General features: G+C 71.3%; 19 protein-coding genes. 7 read left to right on the forward strand and 12 right to left on the reverse strand.

All coding sequences use genetic code 11. The features are described 5' to 3' along the window. Window positions 1-369: 369 nt before the first annotated feature. From ABT340_RS12095 to ABT340_RS12125, 7 genes are all read right to left on the reverse strand, one after another. Window positions 370-1,329, reverse strand: coding sequence for an anti-sigma factor RsbA family regulatory protein (locus tag ABT340_RS12095; RefSeq protein ID WP_352010743.1), 960 nt, complete (start codon window positions 1,327-1,329; stop codon window positions 370-372). Further along, window positions 1,326-2,147: an MEDS domain-containing protein gene (locus ABT340_RS12100; protein ID WP_352010744.1), complete on the reverse strand. Its 822-nt coding sequence runs from the start codon at window positions 2,145-2,147 to the stop codon at window positions 1,326-1,328. Before ABT340_RS12100 ends, ABT340_RS12095 begins: the two co-directional genes overlap by 4 nt. 267 nt (window positions 2,148-2,414) lie before the next feature. Then, window positions 2,415-3,056: a lipoyl(octanoyl) transferase LipB gene (gene lipB, locus ABT340_RS12105; RefSeq protein ID WP_352010745.1), complete on the reverse strand. Its 642-nt coding sequence runs from the start codon at window positions 3,054-3,056 to the stop codon at window positions 2,415-2,417. A gap of 16 nt (window positions 3,057-3,072) precedes the next feature. Continuing rightward, window positions 3,073-3,258, reverse strand: coding sequence for a PspC domain-containing protein (locus ABT340_RS12110; protein ID WP_352010746.1), 186 nt, complete (start codon window positions 3,256-3,258; stop codon window positions 3,073-3,075). A gap of 255 nt (window positions 3,259-3,513) precedes the next feature. Beyond that, complete coding sequence (locus ABT340_RS12115; protein ID WP_352010747.1) at window positions 3,514-4,488, reverse strand: alpha/beta hydrolase; 975 nt, start codon at window positions 4,486-4,488, stop codon at window positions 3,514-3,516. A gap of 172 nt (window positions 4,489-4,660) precedes the next feature. Then, complete coding sequence (locus tag ABT340_RS12120; RefSeq protein WP_352010748.1) at window positions 4,661-5,779, reverse strand: hypothetical protein; 1,119 nt, start codon at window positions 5,777-5,779, stop codon at window positions 4,661-4,663. After that, a complete protein-coding gene (locus tag ABT340_RS12125; RefSeq protein ID WP_352010749.1) occupies window positions 5,776-6,267 on the reverse strand; it encodes a SigE family RNA polymerase sigma factor in 492 nt (163 codons plus the stop codon). Before ABT340_RS12125 ends, ABT340_RS12120 begins: the two co-directional genes overlap by 4 nt. A 149-nt stretch (window positions 6,268-6,416) precedes the next feature. Between ABT340_RS12125 and ABT340_RS12130 the strand changes: the two genes are divergently transcribed. The 5 genes from ABT340_RS12130 (at window position 6,417) to ABT340_RS12150 (ending at window position 12,617) form a co-directional block, all read left to right on the forward strand. Further along, window positions 6,417-7,256 (forward strand): undecaprenyl-diphosphate phosphatase, encoded by an 840-nt coding sequence (locus ABT340_RS12130; protein ID WP_352010750.1) that lies wholly within the window; start codon window positions 6,417-6,419, stop codon window positions 7,254-7,256. A gap of 84 nt (window positions 7,257-7,340) precedes the next feature. After that, entirely contained in the window at window positions 7,341-9,863 is a 2,523-nt protein-coding gene (gene hrpB / locus ABT340_RS12135) for an ATP-dependent helicase HrpB (protein ID WP_352010751.1), read from the forward strand. A 234-nt stretch (window positions 9,864-10,097) separates the two neighbouring features. Beyond that, window positions 10,098-10,949, forward strand: coding sequence for an SPFH domain-containing protein (locus ABT340_RS12140; RefSeq protein WP_352010752.1), 852 nt, complete (start codon window positions 10,098-10,100; stop codon window positions 10,947-10,949). Then, window positions 10,942-11,139 (forward strand): type II toxin-antitoxin system antitoxin, encoded by a 198-nt coding sequence (locus ABT340_RS12145; protein ID WP_352010753.1) that lies wholly within the window; start codon window positions 10,942-10,944, stop codon window positions 11,137-11,139. The genes ABT340_RS12140 and ABT340_RS12145 overlap by 8 nt, the downstream gene beginning before the upstream one ends. A gap of 47 nt (window positions 11,140-11,186) precedes the next feature. Beyond that, the gene (locus tag ABT340_RS12150; RefSeq protein WP_352010754.1) at window positions 11,187-12,617 is read left to right on the forward strand and encodes an amidase; all 1,431 of its coding nucleotides are present in this window, start codon (window positions 11,187-11,189) and stop codon (window positions 12,615-12,617) included. 48 nt (window positions 12,618-12,665) lie between these two features. Here the strand turns inward: ABT340_RS12150 and ABT340_RS12155 are convergent, their stop codons facing one another. The 5 genes from ABT340_RS12155 to ABT340_RS12175 form a co-directional block, all read right to left on the reverse strand. Next, window positions 12,666-13,538: an aldehyde dehydrogenase family protein gene (locus tag ABT340_RS12155; protein ID WP_352010755.1), complete on the reverse strand. Its 873-nt coding sequence runs from the start codon at window positions 13,536-13,538 to the stop codon at window positions 12,666-12,668. Then, window positions 13,531-13,728, reverse strand: coding sequence for a hypothetical protein (locus tag ABT340_RS12160; RefSeq protein ID WP_352010756.1), 198 nt, complete (start codon window positions 13,726-13,728; stop codon window positions 13,531-13,533). Before ABT340_RS12160 ends, ABT340_RS12155 begins: the two co-directional genes overlap by 8 nt. Then, complete coding sequence (locus ABT340_RS12165) at window positions 13,721-15,148, reverse strand: aldehyde dehydrogenase family protein (protein ID WP_352010757.1); 1,428 nt, start codon at window positions 15,146-15,148, stop codon at window positions 13,721-13,723. The genes ABT340_RS12160 and ABT340_RS12165 overlap by 8 nt, the downstream gene beginning before the upstream one ends. Window positions 15,149-15,151: 3 nt before the next feature. Continuing rightward, window positions 15,152-16,090, reverse strand: coding sequence for a deoxyribose-phosphate aldolase (gene deoC, locus ABT340_RS12170; protein WP_352010758.1), 939 nt, complete (start codon window positions 16,088-16,090; stop codon window positions 15,152-15,154). 167 nt (window positions 16,091-16,257) lie between these two features. Beyond that, entirely contained in the window at window positions 16,258-17,817 is a 1,560-nt protein-coding gene (locus tag ABT340_RS12175; RefSeq protein WP_352010759.1) for a M4 family metallopeptidase, read from the reverse strand. 222 nt (window positions 17,818-18,039) lie between these two features. On the opposite strand from ABT340_RS12175, the gene ABT340_RS12180 reads away from it, so the two are divergent. Then, window positions 18,040-19,182 (forward strand): FAD-dependent monooxygenase, encoded by a 1,143-nt coding sequence (locus ABT340_RS12180; protein WP_352010760.1) that lies wholly within the window; start codon window positions 18,040-18,042, stop codon window positions 19,180-19,182. A gap of 187 nt (window positions 19,183-19,369) precedes the next feature. Further along, complete coding sequence (locus ABT340_RS12185) at window positions 19,370-19,543, forward strand: hypothetical protein (RefSeq protein WP_352010761.1); 174 nt, start codon at window positions 19,370-19,372, stop codon at window positions 19,541-19,543. The last annotated feature ends 30 nt before the right edge of the window (window positions 19,544-19,573 follow it).

A 19,573-nucleotide genomic window follows, 5' to 3' on the forward strand; every position in this document is an offset into this window, starting at 1 on the left:
TCGCAATCACGAAGGATCACGCGATGGCCGTCCTCATTCACGGCGCCACGCCATCTAGCTGGGGAAACTCATACACCACGTCCGTGGACGCAACCCCGGCCTCCGACCTCGGCCGCCGACTGGCCCCGCCCCGCGCCGCGCCGGGCCCTGCGGGCCGAGCAGATACGTCCCCGCCGACCCGGCCCTCTTCCCAAGATCGTCGCGCGGGTCTTGGGCGCGTTCGCGGCAGCGCATGATGACCGGATGCGCTCGAAACCCTGGCCGAGACGCTGGGGTTCGCCTCCACCGCCGAATCGGCCGACGCACTGCGCCCCTACGGGATCACACCGCTGTCCACACTGTTCGAAGGAAGACGCCCAGCCACACGCTTCAGGGGAGGACACCGGGAAGGGTGACGTGCAGGCGGATGATCGTGCCCGTCTCCGGGGCCGAGCGGACCTGCACCAGGTCGCAGATCTGGTGCACCAGCCACATGCCCCGGCCGCGCAGCGAACGCGGGGAGGGCGCCATGCGGCCGATCATGGGGTCGCTCATCACCCCCGCGTCACGGAACTCGCAGATCAGCGACCCCTGCTGCACCCACGTGCGCAGAGTCCCGTGGCCGCCGCCGTGCGCGATGCTGTTGCCCGCGACCTCGGTCACCGCGACGAGGGTCTCCCGCAGCCGGTCTCCCGTCAGCCCGTGCGGCGCGGCGCAGGCGATCACCTTCTCCCTGACGGCCGCGAGGTCCCCCCTGGCGTAGGGGAACTCCTCGTACGGGTCGCAGGCGGGTTCGAGCTCCGCCCAGGAGAACGGTTCCCTGACGTAGTCGGAGGAGGGCCGCGAACCGTCGTCCGTCAACGTGTACGGATGACAGCGGCTGATCGCCCGCATCATCTCGGGGTCGATCGTCGCGGTGTCGTAGGGGCACAGCAGCCACCAGGCGGGGGAACCGGTGAAGGCGAGGTTCAGCAGCCATTCGTGGTAGCGAAGCTCCTCGATCTCCGCGCCTCCCCGGCCGTGCCAGTCGGTCTCGCCGATGCCGCGCACCGGTCTGCCCTCCGCCGTCCGTTCGCCGATCCAGCGCTGCCAGGCGGGGATGAGCCTGGCGGGGTTGCGGCCGAGCGCCTCGGTGTCCATGAACACCACGCCGGGGTCGGTGCCGGGCAACTCCTCGCGCAGCATCCGTTCGCGGTCCTCGGGCACGGAGATCAGGACGATCTCCCCCGCCGCCAGGGCGTCGTCGATGAAGGAGCGGACCCCGGCGAGGAACTGCTCCTCCCCGGAGTAGGTGTAGAGCTCGTGGCGCAGGCCCGCCGTGTCCATCACACCGGTGGTCTCGGTAGTCATGGCGTCAGCTCCACGCGTATCTCGCAGTTGCCGTAGCCGAGCATCTCCCAGCACGACCTCACTGTCGGATTCGCGCCCTCGATCGTGATCCGGTGGACCGAGGTGTCGGCGGCGGCCTCGACGAGCGCGCGCATTCCGGCGGCGTCCATCAGCTCCAGCTCGTCGAGATGGAGCCGTAATGTCGGTGAGAGCGCCGTCGCGGCGGCCAGGGCGGCACCGAACGCCGCGGCTCCGTCGGAGTCGACGACTCCGCACACGGCCCAGTCTCCGGGCCCCGAGCTGAACATCCGAAACGACGGTCCCGCGCGTCCGGTACCCAGTTCGCTGGGGTGCACACACGCCACATGGTCAAGGGTCGCGGCGCCGAAGCTGTCGTGGCCGTACGCGCAGACCATGATGGCCTCGTGGTCGGCCACCAACCGGTCGAGGCGCAGTTCGTGGTCGATCAGCGCCTCGATCCCGATCTCGGGTGGGACGAGCTGATCCATCACGGCCAGTACGCGCAGGGCTCGATATCCCTGTCGTCCCGCCATGTCGGCCTCGCGCCGTACGAGACCGAGCATCGGGCCGAGGTCGGGGGTCGGGCCGTCGCCCAGGACGGAGCGGGGGTCGACGAGGGTGGCGTCCCTGGGGACCTCCGCGGAGGCGATGGGGTCGAGGGGCGAGCCGACGATGACGACCTTGTCGCCGAACAGCTCACCGTCGGCCAGGAAGGCCGAGGTCACGGCCGCGTATCCCTGGTGGGGCTCGACGATCCAGCACACGTGCTCGCCGACGTCGACCAGGTCGAGTGTCGGCGTAGTGCCTGACTTCCGCACCGCGAACCACCCCGCTCTCGCCGCGTCACCCCGGCGTAGCCTACTGCGCCTGGATCAGCCGACTGCCCCACGAGGCCCGCCGGAACCGTACGGCCAGCCGACCGCCCAGAAGCCCCGTGGGCCGTACGACCAGGCAGCCGTCCCGAACCCGGGTGACCGTACAAGCCAGGCGGTCGTTCCAAAGCCGGGCGAGCTGTACGGCCAGGCGGTCGTTCCGAAGCCCGGTGGGTCGTACGGCCAGGCGGTCGTGAAGGCCGGGGGAAGGGGTCAGCTCGCCTCGAAGGCCGCCGCGACCGCGGCCCTGACCCGGTCCATGACGCCCGTCGTCGAGGTGATCTCCCTGTCCAGGGAGGTCATGTCCACCTCGGGCATGCCGCAGGCCACCGCCCAGCCCCACGGGGTCAGGTCGCCGTCGACGTTGAGGGCGAAGCCGTGGCTGGTCACGCCACGGCTCTGCCGCATGCCGATCGAGACGATCTTCCGCCCGGTTCGCTTCGTCCAGACGCCGGTGAGCAGCGGTGAGCCGGGCGGGGTGTCGCGGCGCTCGGCCGGGACGTCGAGCGCGTCGAGCGCCCGCACCAGCCTGAGCTCCACCTCACGGACGTAGTCGACGATCCCCTCGTCGTCGCCCAGCTTGACGATCAGGTAGCCGACGAGCTGTCCGGGGCCGTGGTAGGTGAGCTGGCCGCCCCTGCCCGTGTTGACGACGGGAATGCCGTGGGAGGGGTCGGGCAGATGCTGCTGCAGGGTTCGTCTGCCCGCGGTGTAGACCTGCGGGTGGCTGAGCAACCAGAGCGTGTCGGAGCGCTCGTCGCGCTGCCGCTGACCGACCAGGTCGGTCATCCGTTCCATCGCCTTCTCGTAGTCGACCAGGTCGTCCTGCAGCAGTGTCAGCGGCCGTTCCCTCATGCCCCCAGATTAGTTGTCAGTAGCGAGTCGCCGGTGCCTTGGGGAGGAAGATCCACATCAGGACGTAGGCGACCCACATGGGGCCGGGCAGCAGGGAGAGCAGCAGCCAGAGGATCCGTACGACGGTGGGTGACCAGCCGAGGCTCTCCGCGATGCCGCCGCAGACTCCAGCGATGATCTTGTGGTTTCTCGAACGGTGCACTTCTTCTCCCCGTGTCGTGGTCTGTTCGTCTGGTTCAACGAGTGGCGGGAGAACCCCCGTTCCCTCGCCGACCCTGAGAAAACCCTGACAGGGTTCGACGGGCGGGCGCCCAAGGCGAACCGACGCCCCAGACCGGACCGACGGCTCAGGCGGAGCGGCGACATGGACGGGCCGTGACCCAGGCGGGTCACGGCCCGCATGGATCACGGCCCTTGTGGGTCACGGCCCTTGTGGGTCACGGCCCTTGTGGGAACCTCAGCGGCCGAGGATCCTGCGTACCCAGGTGTCGCGGGTCCGCAGCGCGTCACGGCCGAGCCCGCTGTCCGGGAAGTACATCTCGAAGCCGTGGAAGCCGCCGTTCCACACGTGCAGTTCGGCCTCGCCGCCCGCCGCCCAGATACGGCTGGCGTACTCGACCGACTCGTCGCGGAACAGCTCGGCCGACCCCAGCTCGATGTACGCCGGGGGCAGACCGGACAGGTCCGTCGCCCTGGCGGGAGCGGCGTACGGCGAGACGTCGGGGCCGCCGACCCCGTCGCCGAGGACCGACTTCCAGGCGAAGAGGTTGGCGGCCCTGTCCCAGGTGCCGATCCCGTCGTACTGGTGGGTCGAGACGGACTCGTTGCGGTCGTCGAGCATGGGGACCAGCAGCAGCTGCCCGGCCAGCTTGGGACCCTTGCGGTCGCGGGCCATCAGCGACATGGCGGCGGCCAGGTTGCCTCCGGCGCTGCCGCCCATGACGATCAGGCGCTCCGGGTCGTAGCCGAGCTCCTCGGCGTGGTCGGCCGTCCAGAGCAGGCCGGCGTAGCAGTCCTCGGCGGGCCCGGTTCCGGGGTTCTCCGGGGCGAGGCGGTACTCGACGTTGACCACGACGAAGCCGAACTCGACCACCATGTCGACCAGGCGGGGGGTGTCCATGTGCCGGTCGCCCATGACCAGGCCGCCACCGTGCATGTTGTACAGGCCCGGCGCGCCGGGCACGCGCTCCTTGGGCCGCAGGATGGTGACGGCCAGGTCGGGGGCTCCCGGCCTGCCCGGGATCGTGCGTTCCTCGGCCTCGACGGGCCGGTCGCCGATGACCACCGCGGCGGGCTGGGCCATGGCCTCAAGTCCGGCCCGGGAGGCGGCCAGCGTCTCGGCGTTCAACGGCTGGGGCGGGCTGTCGCCGCGCATCGCGGCGAGCAGTTGTCCGAGCTCGGGGTCGAAGGGGACGGGGGAGACAGTCGTCATGGGGACCTCGGTCGTTGTGGAACGGCAGGCAGGGACAGCCTAAATCGCCCTTTTCTCCCCCTTCACCTGGCCCCTCTTCGATATACGATTTTTATATACGATTTCTTGGTCCGGCCCCTGTCCGCCCCCGGAAGGCGGACAGGGGCCGCAGCGCCCAGTCGTCGAACGCCTACTAGTCCAGCTGATGCAGGGCGACGTGCCAGGACCCCGCCTCGGGCCTGAGCCCGGACAGCAGGCGGTCGGCCTCCTTCGAGGCGGCCTGCAGGTCGGAGCCGAGGTCACCCCCGCGCGGCAGCCGGTCGCGCCGTACGACGGCGACCGTGACCTCCGCCGAACCGTTGCCGAAGAACTCCCACATGACGGGCTTGGCGCCGCAGGGTGCGGACCTGGCGAGGACCCCGGTCCTGTCGGCCTTGTCCGCCCAGATGAGGGCGTGCAGATCCTCTCCCTCGCAGCGGACGTACACCCGGCCCTTGCCCTCCACCGTGCCCTGGAAGGCGTGCTTCTCGTTGATCTGGGTGAGGTGACCGCCCGCGACCTGGTGGCTGTTGGGCAGGCCCCCGAGGTTGAACTCGCCCTGGGTCGCGAGGCGGGCTCCGTTGTCCAGGCAGATGTCCGGCGAACAGGAGGCACTGGAGACCCCCTGGTCGTGGATCGCGATCTCCCACAGGGCGGGGCCACGAACGGCGTCCGCGAGCGCCCGGTCGTACCCCTGGGGAGACTGCTCCTCGGGAGAGGGATCCTTGGGGGTGTCCTCGACCGTGGTGGGGACGGTGAACACCTCGACCGTGACGGGGACCCCGGCGGTGAGCCCGTCGAGGCTGCCGAACGCCGTCCACTCCTGTCCCCGCTCGTTCTCCCCGCAGGTGCCCACGTCCACCCGGTCGCCGTAGCGCACGAACACCCGGCTCGCGTGGGCGCAGTTGACGCGGTAGGAGGTCTTTTCGCTCTTCGGGACGAACGAGAGCCGCTCCACCTTCCCCGTCTCCTCCGAGCGGACGCCCGCCAGCCGTACTCCCTCTTCGCCCACCCGTTTGATCGGTTCGCCCACCTGGGCCATGATGCTGCCGCCGTCCCGCGTGCCGCCGTCCCGTGTGCCGCCGGACAGCAGGGTCGGCGTCAGGACGAGCGCGGCGGCGGTCACGGCGGCGACCGTTCCCACCGCGGCCCACCTGCGCCGTCTGATCCTCCTGCCCTCGGTGAGGATCTCCTCAAGCCGGGCGCCGCCCCCGTGGCCGCCCGTGCTGCGTTCGGCGAGCAGTTCCCTCAGGTCGTGCTCGGTGTGGCTCATCGCTGTGCTCCCGTCATCGTCCGAACCCCCTGGTCGACCCGCAGCCGGGCGAGTGCCCTGCCGAGTTGGCTCTTGACCGCCCCGACCGAGCAGCCGAGCACGCCGGCGACCTGGGCCAGGGTCATCTCCTCGAAGTAGTGCAGGACGACCACGGCGCGCTGACGCCCCGACAGCGTGCCGATCGCCGTCCACAGCGCGTCCCGGTCGCCGATCTCCCGGGTGAAGTCCCGTCCGTCGTCCCGGTCGGGCATCACCTCCGTCGGGACCTCGCCCCGCCAGCGTCGCCGCCACCAGGAGGCATGGGTGTTGGCGATGATCCGGTACACGTACGGATCGGGGTCGCCGTCGATCCGGCGCCAGGCGAGCCATGCCCTGGCCAGCGCCGTCTGCACCAGGTCCTCGGCGATCGCCCAGTCTCTGGTGAGGAGGTACGCCGTTCTTCGCAACCGTTCATGACGTTGCGCGACGTACTCCGTGAACTCGGTCATCTTGTCCTCCAGAGTGACGTCCTCATGGAGGACTACCGGTTGGCCCACGGATTCGGATGACACCGGCGTATCGGCCGAATGACCGGGTCACGTCAGGTGCCCGGCTCCGCTAGCCTCGCCTACGTCACGCACGTACTCCGGGACGGAAGGTGCCCAAGTTGATCGGCTGGTTCGAAGCGGTGGTCCTCGGCCTCGTTCAGGGGTTGACGGAGTTTCTGCCGATCTCCTCAAGCGCCCACATCAGAGTCGTCTCCGCGTTGTTCGGCTGGACCGATCCCGGCGCGGCGTTCACCGCCGTGATCCAGATCGGTACCGAGGCGGCGGTCGTCATCTACTTCCGCAAGGAGATCTGGGAGATCATCTCCACCTGGGTCAGGTCCCTGTGGACGCCTGACCTGCGCTCCCACCACGCCGCCAGGATGGGCTGGTACATCATCGTCGGCACGCTGCCGATCGTCGTGCTCGGCCTGCTGTTCAAGGACAGCATCGAGACCGTCTTCCGCGACCTGCGGCTGATCGCCACGACCCTGATCGTCTTCGCCGTGATCCTCTGGTTCGCCGACCGTACGGCCCGCAACAAGCTGACCCTGCAGCGCCACCTCAGCTTCCCGCACGCCCTGATCTACGGCTTCGCCCAGTCGCTGGCCCTCATCCCCGGCGTCTCCCGCTCCGGCGGCACGGTCAGCGCGGGTCTGCTGCTCGACTACCGCAGGGAGGAGGCCGCGAAGTACTCCTTCCTGCTGGCCATCCCGGCGGTGCTCGGCGCGGGCGTGCTGGAGCTGTTCAAGATCGGTGAGGCCGACAGCCCCGACTGGGGGCCGACGATCCTGGCCACCGTGATCTCGTTCGTCGTCGGCTACGCGGCGGTCGCGTGGTTCCTGAAGTACATCAGCACCCACAAGTTCACCGGCTTCGTGATCTACCGGATCATCCTGGGCCTGGTCATCATCGCCCTGGTGAGCACGGGCGTCCTCGACCCCATGTCCTGAGGCCCCGTGAGAACCCCGGAAGAGCCCTTCGTGAGGTCCCCGGCGGAGCCTCACGAGAACCCCGTGAGATCCCGGTAGTTCCCCGTGCGCCCCGACTGGTCCGCCCTTCCCGTCCGGCACGCCCTGCCCGAACTGTCCGCCGCCCTCGACGAGTACGGCGCGGCCGTGCTGACCGCGCCGCCGGGGACAGGGAAGACCACGCTCGTCCCGCTCGCGCTGGCCGGGCTGGTCGGTGACCCGCCGGTCCGGCCGTTCGTCGCGACGGAGCCGCACAGGGTCGCGATGGCGGAGCCGCGCAGGGTGATCGTGGCGGAGCCGCGCAGGATGGCGGTGCGGGCCGCGGCGCGGCGGATGGCGTGGCTGCTCGGGTCCGAGGTCGGCGGGCCGGTCGGCTTCGCCGTACGGGGGGAGCGGCGGGCGGGGCCCGAGACGGTCGTCGAGGTCGTCACCACGGGTGTGCTGCTGCGGCGGCTCCAGCGTGACCCCGAACTCGGCGGTGTGGACGTGGTGCTGCTCGACGAGTGTCACGAACGCCACCTGGACGCCGATACCGCCCTGGCCTTCCTGCTGGACGTCAGGTCCGCGCTCAGGCCCGACCTGCGGATCGTGGCGGCCTCGGCGACGGCGGACGCGGCTCCCCTGGCGGCGCTGCTCGGCCAGGACGGGCCGCCCGCGCCGGTCGTGCGGGCCGAGGGCGTCGCGCACCCGGTCACCCCGGTCTGGGCGCCCGCCCCCGCCACGGTCGCTCCCCCGCACGGCCTGCGGGTCGATCCGGCCTTCCTGGCCCATGTCGCCGCCGTCGTACGGCGGGCGCTGGCCGAGCACGAGGGGGACGTGCTGTGTTTCCTGCCGGGGGTCGGGGAGATCGCCAGGGTGGCCGCGCACCCCCTCGGGGACGTCGAGGTGCTCCAGGTGCACGGCCAGGCCCCGGCCCGGGTCCAGGAGGCCGTGCTCGCGCCGGGCACGCGCAGGCGGGTGGTGCTGGCCACCTCGGTCGCCGAGTCGAGTCTGACCGTTCCCGGGGTCCGGATCGTCGTGGACTCCGGGCTGGCCAGGGAGCCGAGGACCGACCACGCCAGGGGGCTCGGCTCGCTGACCACCGTGCGGCTCTCCCGGGCCTCGGCGACCCAGCGCGCGGGCCGAGCGGGGCGCGAGGCGCCGGGGGTGGTCTACCGGTGCTGGTCGCCGGTCGAGCACGAACGGCTGCCCGAACACTCCGCCCCCGAGATCGCACTGGCCGATCTGACGGGCTTCGCCCTGCAGGCGGCCTGCTGGGGGGACCCTTCCGCGAGCGGTCTGGCGTTGCTGGATCCCCCTCCGGCCGCCGCGATGGAGGCGGCCCGCCGTACCCTGCACGCGCTCGGCGCCCTCGACTCCCCCGGGGGCCGTGTCACACCGAGGGGGCGGGAGATGGCCGGGGTGGGGGTCCATCCCCGCCTGGCCAGGGCCCTGCTGGACGTGGGGCCGGAGGCGGCCGAGGTGGTGGCGCTGCTGTCCGAGCGGCTGCCGGGGGACGCGGGGGACGACCTGGTGGCGTTCTGGCGTGCCGTACGGCGAGGCGGGGACGGTTTCGCCGCCCGCTGGCGTCAGGAGGCGCGGCGGCTGGCCCGCGACGCGGGTCGCGCCTCCCCTTCGGGCATGGGGGACGACGCGGTGGCCGGGCTGGTGGTGGCGCTGGCCTATCCGGAGCGGGTGGCCAGGCGCCGGGGCGGCTCCTATCTGATGGCCTCGGGGACGGCCGCCGAGCTGCCCTCCGGGTCGCGACTGGGGAGCGCGCCGTGGCTCGCGGTCGCGGTCGCCGACCGGCCCGCGGGGTCGGCCGCCGCCCGGGTCAGACAGGCCGTGGTGATCGACGAGGAGACCGCCAGGCTGGCCGCCGCCCCTCTGTACGACCGTGCGGAGGAGGTGGTGTGGCGGGTCCCGCCGGGTGAGCGGCGCGGTGACGTCTCGGCTCGCCGGGTCGAACGCCTGGGCGCCGTCGAGCTGTCCTCGGTCCCGTTGCCCGACGCCGACGTCAGGCCCGCCCTCCTGTCCGGCCTGCGCGCCGAGGGTCTGTCGATCCTGCGCTGGACCCCCGAGGCCGTCGCCCTGCGGGAACGGCTGGCCTTCTGCCACCGGGCGCTGGGTGAGCCGTGGCCCGCGGTGGACGACGACGCCCTGCTCGACGCGGTCGATCTGTGGCTTGAGCCCGAACTGTCGCGGGCCCGTCGCAGGGCCGACCTCGAACGGCTGGACGTGGCGGGCTCCCTGGGCCGGCTGGTTCCGTGGAGCGCGCGTCTCGACGAGACCGCTCCCGAGCGGATCGAGGTGCCCAGCGGGTCGCGGATCAGGATCGACTACTCGGGTGAGCGGCCGGTGCTGGCCGTCAAGCTCCAGGAGTTGTTCGGCTGGGACGAGGCGCCCAGGATCGCGGGGGTCGCGCCGGTCGTCCACCTGCTCTCCCCCGCCGGGCGGCCCGCCGCGGTCACCGACGACCTGGCCTCGTTCTGGCGCGGCGACGGCTACCGCTCGGTCAGGGCGGAGCTGCGCGGGCGCTATCCCCGGCATCCGTGGCCCGAGGACCCGCTGTCCGCGACGGCCACCCGCCGAACCAACCCCCGGCGCTGACCCCTCACCACCGCCCCCCACCACAGATCCCCACCACGGACCCTCATCGCGGCCCTCGCCCCCGGGCCCTCAGCGCCGGGTGAAGCGGCCCTGGGCCGCCCGCCGTACCGGCCGCACGCTGAGCGAAGAGTCCCTGGCCGTCCCCTCTGTCACTGAGCGTGCCGAATTCCGGTTCACACATCGATGATCACGCGCTATCTTAGTGATATCACTCCGATAGCAAAGGTGGAGCACATGGAACGACGTGCCTTCCGGATCAACGGTTTCGCCGTTCTCCTCGGACTTCTGGTCCTCCTCGCCGTCCTGGCCGGGATCGCGTTCTCCGGCGGCGACGTCGTCAAGATCGTGGCCGGGGTCGTTGCGGTGCTGACCCTGGTCGTCCTGGGCAGCGGCTTCGTCGTGGTCAACCCCAACGAGGCCCAGGTCGTGCAGTTCCTCGGCCGCTACGTCGGCTCGGTCAACGACGCGGGCCTGCAGTGGGTGCTTCCCTTCACCACCAGGCGCCGCATCACCCTGCGGGTGCGCAACTTCGAGACGGCCAAGCTCAAGGTGAACGACGCCGACGGCAGCCCCGTCGAGATCGCGGCCGTCGTCGTCTACCGGGTGACCGACACCGCCAAGGCGGCCTTCTCCGTGGACGACTACGAGGAGTACATCGCGATCCAGTCGGAGGCGGCCGTGCGGCACCTGGCCACCAGCCACCCCTACGACTCCCACGAGGGCAGCGGCACCAGCCTGCGCGACGGCGCCGAGGTGGCCGCCGAGCTGACCACCGAACTGGTCGACCGCACCGAACTGGCCGGGGTCGAGGTGCTTGAGGCCCGCATCACCCACCTGGCCTACGCCCCCGAGATCGCCCAGGCCATGCTGGTCCGCCAGCAGGCCGCCCAGGTGGTCGCGGCTCGCACGCACATCGTCTCCGGCGCCGTTGGTATGGTCCAGCTTGCACTCAACCGGCTGGCCGAGGAGGGCGTCGTGGAGCTCGACGAGGAGCGAAAGGCCCAGATGGTGTCCAACCTCCTGGTCGTCCTGTGCGGCGACCGGGCTACCCAGCCGGTGGTCAACGCCGGCAGCCTGTATGCCTGAGCGGAAAAAAGTCCTGCTCAGACTCGATCCGGCCGTCTACGAGGCGATCGCCAAGTGGGCGGCCGACGATCTGCGGAGCGTCAACGCCCAACTGGAGTACGCGCTGCGCCTGGCGCTCAAGGGGGCGGGCCGCGATCTGCGGCGCGCCGGGGCGGATAACGCCGATGAGCCGGACAAGTCATCTGATTGAGACGTGATGCGCTTCCCCTGGCGCACTTGCCGGATAACACTCGGTTCATGTCCTGGGTGGGAAGGTCCGCAGCCGAGATAGCCGAGGCCGTACGCCGGGGGGAGGTCACCGCCCCCTCGGTCGTCGAGGACCACCTCCGGGTGATCGCCGAACGCGACGGACGGATCGGGGCCTTCCGCAGGGTCCGCACGGAACGGGCGCTCGCCGAGGCGCGGGCCCTGCAGGAACGCGAGGACCTGGCCACGCTGCCGCTCGCGGGCGTGCCCGTCGCGATCAAGGACGTCGTCGCGGTCAGGGGCGAGTCCATGCGGAACGGCTCCGCGGCCACCTCCTCCGTCGCGGCGGCCGAGGACCACCCGGTGGTGGCCAGGCTCAGGGCGGCGGGGGCGGTGGTCGTCGGGATCACCAACGTGCCCGAACTGTGCCTGGCCGGTTTCTGCGACAGCGTCTACGCCGTCACCCGCAACCCGTGGGACCCCCGGCGCACCCCCGGCGGCTCCTCCGGCGGCAGCGCCGCGGCGGTCGCCGCCGGGATGGTCCCGCTGGCCCACGGAACCGACGGCCTCGGCTCCCTGCGCGTCCCCGCCGCCTGCTGCGGGATCGTCGCCATCAAGCCCGGCCAGAAGGTCGTCCCGCCCCCGGAGCACGACTGGTACGGCATGGCGGAGAACGGCCCGCTGGCCACGACCGTGACCGACCTGGCGCTGGCGCTCGCGGTGATGGCGGGCGACATGTCCCTGGCCCTGCCCACCACCTCCCACCGCACGTCCGGCTCCCCCGGCTCCTCTGGCGACTACGGGGCGCTGTGGAGCGACGGAGGACGGGGCGCGCCGATCCCGCCGCGCCCCTCGGGACTGCGGGTCGGCGTGGCCCGCCTGCCGGTGCCGCCGGGCTTCGCGATCGACCCCGAGCTGCAGCGGGCGGTCGTCGAGGCGGGCCACACCCTGGCCGCCGCCGGGCACACCGTGGTCGAGCACGAGACGCGGCTGCCGAGCTGGCTGGGCAGCGCCACGATCGCCGCCTGGTTCGCCTGTGCCCTGCGCGAGACCCGGGGACTCGACTCCCGCAGACTTGAGCGCCGTACCCGGGCACTGGCCAGGGCGGGCAGGCTGCTGGCCAGGATCGGCAAGGACGGTTCGCGGGGCAGGGAACGCTGGCGCGCCCGGGGCGCCGACCACTGGTTCGGCAAGGCCGACGTGCTCATCACCCCGACGCTCGCCGCCTCCCCTCCCCCCGCCGAACGCTGGGGCCGCCGGGGGCTGCTGGACAACACCCGCGTCAACCTGACCTACGCCCCGGCGACCGGCGCCTGGAACATGGCCGGCTGGCCCGCCATGAGCGTGCCGTACGGCTGGCACTCGACGGGCATGCCCATCGGCGTGCAGCTCGTCGCCCCGCCGGGAGGTGAGGCCCGCCTGCTCGGCCTGGCCCAGCAGTTGGAGGCCGCCCACCCCTGGCTCCGCCACGCCCCTTCGTGAAGAGGTCCCCCGGTCCGTGGCGGAGGGTTCCGCCACGGACCGGGGCGGTCACACGCCGGTCGGGTGCCAGACCGTCTTGGTCTCCAGGAAGGTGGTCATCCGCCGGGTTCCGGGGTCGGCGTACCAGTCGGTCACGGGCACCGGGCGCAGGACCCGCTTGAGGTTCTCCGCCGCGGCCTCCTCGCACGTGACCGCCAGCTCCGCGTCCGCGACGCCGGTGAGGTCGAGGGCGTTGACGTCCATGTGCGAGGCCAGCCAGGGCGCGATCTCCGCCGTCGAGCCGGTCAGCACGTTGACCACCCCGCCGGGCAGGTCGGAGGTGGCCAGCACCTCCGCCAGCGTGACGGCGGGCAGCGGCGCCCGCTCACCGGCGACCACGACGCAGGTGTTGCCGGTGACGATCACCGGGGCGACGACCGAGACGAGGCCGAGCAGCGGGTCCTCGGGTGCGACGACCGCGACGACCCCGGTCGGCTCGGGCGTGGAGAGATTGAAGTACGGCCCGGCGACCGGGTTGGCCGCCCCCATCACCGCGGTGATCTTGTCGGACCATCCGGCGTACCAGACCAGCCGGTCGACGGCCGCGTCCACGTTCCTGCCCGCCTCGGCCCGGCCCGCGCCCGCCGCGACCAGCTCCGCGACGAACTGCGCCCGGCGCCCTTCGAGCATCTCGGCCACCCGGTACAGGATCTGACCCCGGTTGTACGGCGTCGCGCCCGACCAGCCGGGGAAGGCCTTGCGGGCCGCGGAGACCGCGTCCCTGGCGTCCTTGCGGGACGCCTTCGCGGCGTTGGCCAGGAAGTCGCCCTTGGAGGAGGTCACCGGATAGGACCTTCCGCTCTCCGAGCGCGGGAACGCCCCGCCGATGTACAGCTTGTAGGTCTTACGTACGGCCAGCCGTACGGGATCGGTCTTACTCATCGCCCCGCCCTCTCCACGTGCTCTCCTGCTGGGAGAGCCGGGCGGGCACGAAGACCTGACCGCAGCGGCTCACCCCGCACCGGTGGGCGAACCAGCCGCGCAGCGCGGGACGGCCCGCCCTGGCGAAGCCGTGTCCCCTGGTCGCCTGGCCACGGCGGCGACGGCGCCCGGACTCGCGGTGGTCACACATCGAGATACGCCTCCAGCCCGTGTCGTCCGCCCTCTCTGCCGTATCCCGACTCCTTGTAACCGCCGAACGGCGAGGTCGGGTCGAACCGGTTGAAGGTGTTGGCCCACACGACGCCGGCGCGCAGCCGGTCCGCCATCCACAGGATGCGTGAGCCCTTCTCGGTCCACACCCCCGCGGACAGGCCGTAGGGGGTGTTGTTCGCCTTCTCCACGGCCTCGGCGGGCGTACGGAAGGTCAGCACGGACAGCACAGGCCCGAAGACCTCCTCTCGCGCGATCCGGTGCGACTGCGCCACCCCGGTGAAGATCGTCGGCGGGAACCAGAAGCCCCGTTCCGGCAGCGGGCACACCGGGGACCAGCGTTCGGCCCCCTCTGCCTCCCCGGCGTCGGACAGCTCACGGATCCTGGCGAGCTGCGCGGCGGAGTTGATCGCGCCGATGTCGGTGTTCTTGTCCAGCGGGTCGCCCAGGCGCAGTGTGCTCAGGCGCCGCTTCAGTGCCGTGAGCAGCTCCTCGGCGACCGACTCCTGGACCAGCAGGCGGGAGCCCGCGCAGCACACGTGCCCCTGGTTGAAGAAGATGCCGTTGACGACGCCCTCGACGGCCTGGTCCAGCGCGGCGTCGTCGAAGACGATGTTGGCGGCCTTGCCTCCGAGCTCAAGGGTGAGCCGTTTGCCGGAGCTCGCGGCGGACCTGGCGATCCGGCGCCCCACCTCGGTCGAGCCGGTGAAGGCGATCTTGTTCACGTCGGGGTGGTCGACCAGGGCCGCGCCGGTCTCGCCCGCGCCGGTCACGATGTTGACCACGCCCGGCGGCAGGTCGGCCTGCTGACAGATCTCGGCGAACAGCAGCGCGGTCAGCGGGGTCGTCTCGGCGGGCTTCAGCACGACCGTGTTCCCGCAGGCCAGCGCGGGCGCGATCTTCCAGGCCAGCATGAGCAGCGGGAAGTTCCACGGGATGATCTGGCCCGCGACGCCCAGCGGCCTGGGGTCGGGACCGTACCCCGCGTGCCCGAGCTTGTCGGCCCAGCCCGCGTAGTAGAAGAAGTGCGCCGCCACCAGCGGCAGGTCCACGTCACGGGACTCGCGGATCGGCTTGCCGTTGTCGAGCGTCTCCAGCACGGCCAGCTCACGCGAGCGTTCCTGGATGATGCGGGCGATCCTGAACAGGTACTTTGCCCGTTCGGAGCCCGGCATCGCCGACCAGGCGCCGAAGGCCTTGCGTGCGGCGCCGACCGCCCTGTCCACGTCGGCCTCGGTGGCCCACACGACCTCGGACAGGACCTCTTCGGAGGCGGGGTTGACGGTCTTGTGCGCGGTGCCGCCCTGGGAGTCGACCCACTCGCCGCCGACGAACAGCCGGTAGGAGGGCCTGATGTCGACGACGGCGCGGGATTCGGGGGCCGGTGCGTATTCGAACATCGATCAGTCCAGGGTGAAGTAGTCGGGACCGGCGTAGCGGCCCGTGGCCAGCTTCTGACGCTGCATCAGCAGGTCGTTGAGCACGCTTGAGGCGCCGAGCCGGAACCAGGCGGGGTCGAGCCAGCCGTCGCCGACGGTCTCGTTGACGAGCACCAGCATCTTGATCGCGTCCTTGGTGGTCTTGATGCCGCCCGCGGGCTTCACCCCGACCTTGCGGCCCGTGACGGCCAGGAAGTCGCGGACCGCCTCAAGCATCACCAGCGTCACCGGCAGGGTCGCGGCGGGCTGCACCTTGCCCGTCGAGGTCTTGACGAAGTCGCCTCCGGCCAGCATGGCCAGCCAGGCCGCGCGCCGTACGTTGTCGTAGGTCACCAGCTCGCCGGTCTCCAGGATCACCTTCAGGTGCGCCGTACCGCACGCCGCCTTGACCGCGGCTATCTCCTCGAAGACCTTGAGGTAGTCGCCGGACAGGAAGGCGCCTCTGTCGATCACCATGTCGATCTCGTCGGCGCCCGCCGCGACCGCGAAGGCCGTCTCGGCGACCTTGACGTCCAGGGAGGAACGGCCGCTGGGGAAGGCGGTGGCGACGCTGGCGACCCGCACCCCGGAACCGGCGAGCGCCTCGACCGCGCGGGGGACCAGGTCGGGGTAGACGCACACCGCGGCCACCTTCGGCACCGAGGGGTCACCGGGATCGGGGCGGACCGCCTTGGCGCACATCGCGCGCACCTTGCCCGGCGTGTCGGCCCCTTCGAGGGTGGTCAGGTCCACCATGCGGATGGCGAGGTCGATGGCCAGCGCCTTGGACGTGGTCTTGATCGATCGGGTGCCGAGCGTCGCGGCTCGCTGGTCGGCGCCCACACGGTCGACACCGGGTAGGCCGTGGAGGAGGTTTCGCAACGCGACGTTGGACGAGGCCACGTCGGCGAGCGAAGGAGTCATAGTCGACACCTCTCCAGCATGCCGACTGGTGTCTTCAGTTCCAAACCGGGTGTCGGCCAGTCACGGCACCGGTTTTCGTCAACATTCGCCGATTCCTTCGGGAAATCGGAGGGATCTTCCCCCTGAGGGGGCGGGCGGGGCCGAAAAAACCCCGCCCGCCCCAGAGATCAGCAGGTGTCCTCACCGGACTGCGGGCCGACGTTGACGGCGGTCCACGCCGCCTTGGTCGCGGTCACCTCCGCGCAGGTGAAGAGCATCTTGGCCGCGTGGACGGTGGCCAGTCTGCTCCTGCCGAGCGTCCAGGCGGAGCTTCTGAGCTGCAGCCCCGAGTAGAAGATCTGCCCGGCCTTGACGATCCCGATGCCGGTCAGCCTCGACGGCCCCCCGCAGACCGGGCTCACGGGCTTGCCCACCGGATTGGTGCCCTCGGCCAGCAGGTAGAACCAGTGGTTCTGCGGCCCCGCCGCCCTGTGCGGATCGAGGCCCGAGGGCACCGGGTAACAGTTCGGGTCGCCCGCGAGGGACGGATTGAACATGTAGCGGATCGGGCCGGTGCCGACCATGTTCACCTCCTCGCCGACCAGGTAGTCCGGCTCGTCCAGGTCGGCGGGGTGGTTGACGTAGTGCTCGGTCAGCGCGCCGAAGATGTCCCCGGTGGACTCGGCCAGCGCCTTTCCTTCCGCGTCCCTCGCGGGGCCGCCGACTCCCGAGGTGTCGAAGACGGCGTGGCCGTACTCGTGGGCGACCATGTCCAGCGAGACGAGTTGCCGGTCGTTCGCCTGGTTGTGGCCGAAATAGACGTAGCTGCCGTTCCACTGGTTGTCGACCGTGTTCAGTCCGACCCGAGCCGGATAGCCGCCTCCCGTGCCGTTGACGCCGCTACGGCTCAGCCACTGCTTGAGCATGTCCGAGAACTTCTGCACTCCGAACATGACGTCGACGCAGGCCGTCTCCAGGTTGGTGCCCTGCCCGTTGCCCCAGCTGTCGGTCGACTTGGTGTAGGGGCCTCCCGACACGCCCCCGCACTGCAGGTTGGGGAAGTTCGGGTCGATCATGGAGTAGCGTCCCCCGGACCCCGAGGTCCGGATGGTCACCGGGTTGCCGTTGAAGCGGCTGTTGCCGATGCCGTGGGCGATCTGGTCGACGGAGTCGACGACGGTCCCGTCGAGGGCGTCCACGAAGACACGCCGCGAGACGGGAGCCACCTGCGTCCCTCCGGTGACGACGGTCTCCCACGCCAGTCTGGGGTGGCCGGTCATGGCGTGGACCAGCAACCTGGGTGTGCCGACGCCGTACCCGGCCTTCTCCCCTGTCCCCGCGGTCTCGCCGAGGGCCTTGGCGGCGGCCTCCGCGGCGCTCACCCGTGGCGTCACGCCCGCCGCGCCGAGGTTCAGCGTGGCCCGCTGGCCGGTGACGACGGCGTTGCCCACGGTGCCCGTGCCGTCGGTGGACACGATCACCTCGCCGCCGTACACCGGCAGCCCGTGGTGGGTCCGCCGGTAGAGCAGGTAACGCAGGCCGCCCGGCCCCGAGGTGATCGTGGGAGGGGTGAGGGCGTCTCCCGGCGCGAGACGGAGTTCCTCCGCGTGCTCGCGGATGCTCCTGTCCGCGCCGGCGATCGCGCGCTGGTCCGGTGTTCCCGGGGAGGCTCCGGCGCTTCCCGTCAGCCCGGACACCCCCATCACGGCCACGGCCACGACGGCGCCCAACTTCGTTCTGGGGTTCATCCTTGAAGACTCCTTCGGTCAGGAGCCACAGCCGGCCGGGCTGCCTCAAACATGACACCGGAAACAACCCGGAAGAACCCCATAAACATCCATATTTCCGACGTATGGATGCTTTCTCAGGAAGCCTCGCTCTTGATCGGAAATCCCGGAACGGCGATGCTGACATCGATTCCCATGCACGACCGGTTAGGCGGGGGAGTTTCATCCGGTTAGTGAGGTGCCATGACCGAGCGGACAGTCCTGATCTCCGGAGCCGGGGTCGGCGGGCCGACGGCGGCCTACTGGCTGGCCAGGCACGGCTTCCAGGTCACCGTCGTCGAACGCGCCGGGACGCCGCGCTCCAGCGGGAACCCGGTGGACGTCAGAGGCCCCGCCGTACGCGTCGCGGAACGGATGGGCGTCCTGTCCCGGCTGCGCGAGGCCGCCACCGGCACGACGGGCCTCACCTTCGTCGACGCGGCGGGCAGGCGGGTCGGCCGGATGGACATGCGCGCCTTCCAGCAGCCGGACGAGGTCGAGGTACCGCGCGGTGATCTCGCGGCGATCCTGTACGAGGCGAGCCGCGACCACGCCGAGTTCCTCTTCGACGACTCCGTCGTGACCCTCGACCGTGACGGGCGCGGGGTCGAGGTCACCTTCGAGCGCGCCGGGCCCCGCCGCTTCGACGTGGTGATCGGCGCCGACGGCCTGCATTCGCTGACCCGCCGGCTGACGTTCGGCACGGGGGACGGACTCATGCGCCACATGGGTCTCTACGTCGCGACGCTGCCGTTCCCCGGCCGGTCCGGGCCTGACCGGGACATCCTCATGCACAACGTCCCCGGCAAGGCGGTCGCCGTCAGTTCCACGCCCAGCGGCGCGTTCTTCCTGTACCGCAGCCCGGCGGAACCCGGCTTCGACCACCGCGACGTCGAGCAGCACAAGCGGCTGCTGACACGCGCGTACGCGGACGTCTCCTGGCGCGTGCCCGAACTCCTGGAGCGGGTACGCGCCGCCGACGACCTCTACTTCGACTCGGTGAGCCGGGTGAGCCTGCCGCGCTGGTGGAACGGCCGGGTCGTCCTCCTCGGCGACGCCGCGTCCTGCGTCTCCCTGTTCGGAGACGGCTCCACCATGGCCATGGCCGGGGCGTTCACCCTCGCCGAGAAGCTGGCCGCGAGTCCGGACGACCCCCAGGCGGCCTTCCGCCGGTACGAGGCCACCCACCGGCGCCTGGTCGAGCCCAGGCAGCGGGCCGTCGGGCAGGCGTCGGCGCTCATGGTGCCCGCGACGCGGGGCGGCATCCTGGCGCGGAACCTCGCCACCCGCCTGTGGCCCGCCGTGGCCGCCGCCGCCCGGCTGAAGCGCTCCCTGCGTGCGGGATAGGCCTCTGCGGGGCCGAACCCGTGGAGGGCCTAAGGCGGCCCCGCCCCGGCCTAGGTATGCCCCCGACCGCCGGGGCCGTGGAGATAAGGCATCCGTCCGATGTGGCGACGGGGGCCTTAGGAGGAGTCTCGAAGGTGTAAGGAAATCGCACCACCGGGGGCAGTCGCCCCGTGAGGAGGAAGCCGAAATGGCTCCCGAGTTCCACCACCAGCTGATCGAGCAGCGCGCCGCCGACCTTCGCAGAGAGGCCGTCGAGTACCGCCGCGCCCGTGAGGCCACCCGGCGGCAGGAGGCGGAGCAGAAGCGACAGTCCTCCGGTGAGCGCCGCAGGGGTCTGTTCCGCAAGCCCGCTTCCGCATGACCACGTCACGAGGGCCCGGCCACCGGTATT

This window comes from Streptosporangium sp. NPDC000239, from assembly GCF_040300765.1.
In the GTDB taxonomy this organism is placed as follows: Bacteria; Actinomycetota; Actinomycetes; order Streptosporangiales; family Streptosporangiaceae; genus Streptosporangium.

Coding starts and splice junctions, on each gene's coding strand:
- ABT340_RS12095 (WP_352010743.1), bottom strand. CDS start 1,329: ATGACTACCGAGACCACCGGTGTGATGGACACGGCGGGCCTGCGCCAC.
- lipB (WP_352010745.1), bottom strand. CDS start 3,056: ATGAGGGAACGGCCGCTGACACTGCTGCAGGACGACCTGGTCGACTAC.
- ABT340_RS12115 (WP_352010747.1), bottom strand. CDS start 4,488: ATGACGACTGTCTCCCCCGTCCCCTTCGACCCCGAGCTCGGACAACTG.
- ABT340_RS12120 (WP_352010748.1), bottom strand. CDS start 5,779: ATGAGCCACACCGAGCACGACCTGAGGGAACTGCTCGCCGAACGCAGC.
- ABT340_RS12125 (WP_352010749.1), bottom strand. CDS start 6,267: ATGACCGAGTTCACGGAGTACGTCGCGCAACGTCATGAACGGTTGCGA.
- ABT340_RS12140 (WP_352010752.1), top strand. CDS start 10,098: ATGGAACGACGTGCCTTCCGGATCAACGGTTTCGCCGTTCTCCTCGGA.
- ABT340_RS12145 (WP_352010753.1), top strand. CDS start 10,942: ATGCCTGAGCGGAAAAAAGTCCTGCTCAGACTCGATCCGGCCGTCTAC.
- ABT340_RS12150 (WP_352010754.1), top strand. CDS start 11,187: ATGTCCTGGGTGGGAAGGTCCGCAGCCGAGATAGCCGAGGCCGTACGC.
- ABT340_RS12155 (WP_352010755.1), bottom strand. CDS start 13,538: ATGAGTAAGACCGATCCCGTACGGCTGGCCGTACGTAAGACCTACAAG.
- ABT340_RS12160 (WP_352010756.1), bottom strand. CDS start 13,728: ATGTGTGACCACCGCGAGTCCGGGCGCCGTCGCCGCCGTGGCCAGGCG.
- ABT340_RS12165 (WP_352010757.1), bottom strand. CDS start 15,148: ATGTTCGAATACGCACCGGCCCCCGAATCCCGCGCCGTCGTCGACATC.
- deoC (WP_352010758.1), bottom strand. CDS start 16,090: ATGACTCCTTCGCTCGCCGACGTGGCCTCGTCCAACGTCGCGTTGCGA.
- ABT340_RS12175 (WP_352010759.1), bottom strand. CDS start 17,817: ATGAACCCCAGAACGAAGTTGGGCGCCGTCGTGGCCGTGGCCGTGATG.
- ABT340_RS12180 (WP_352010760.1), top strand. CDS start 18,040: ATGACCGAGCGGACAGTCCTGATCTCCGGAGCCGGGGTCGGCGGGCCG.
- ABT340_RS12185 (WP_352010761.1), top strand. CDS start 19,370: ATGGCTCCCGAGTTCCACCACCAGCTGATCGAGCAGCGCGCCGCCGAC.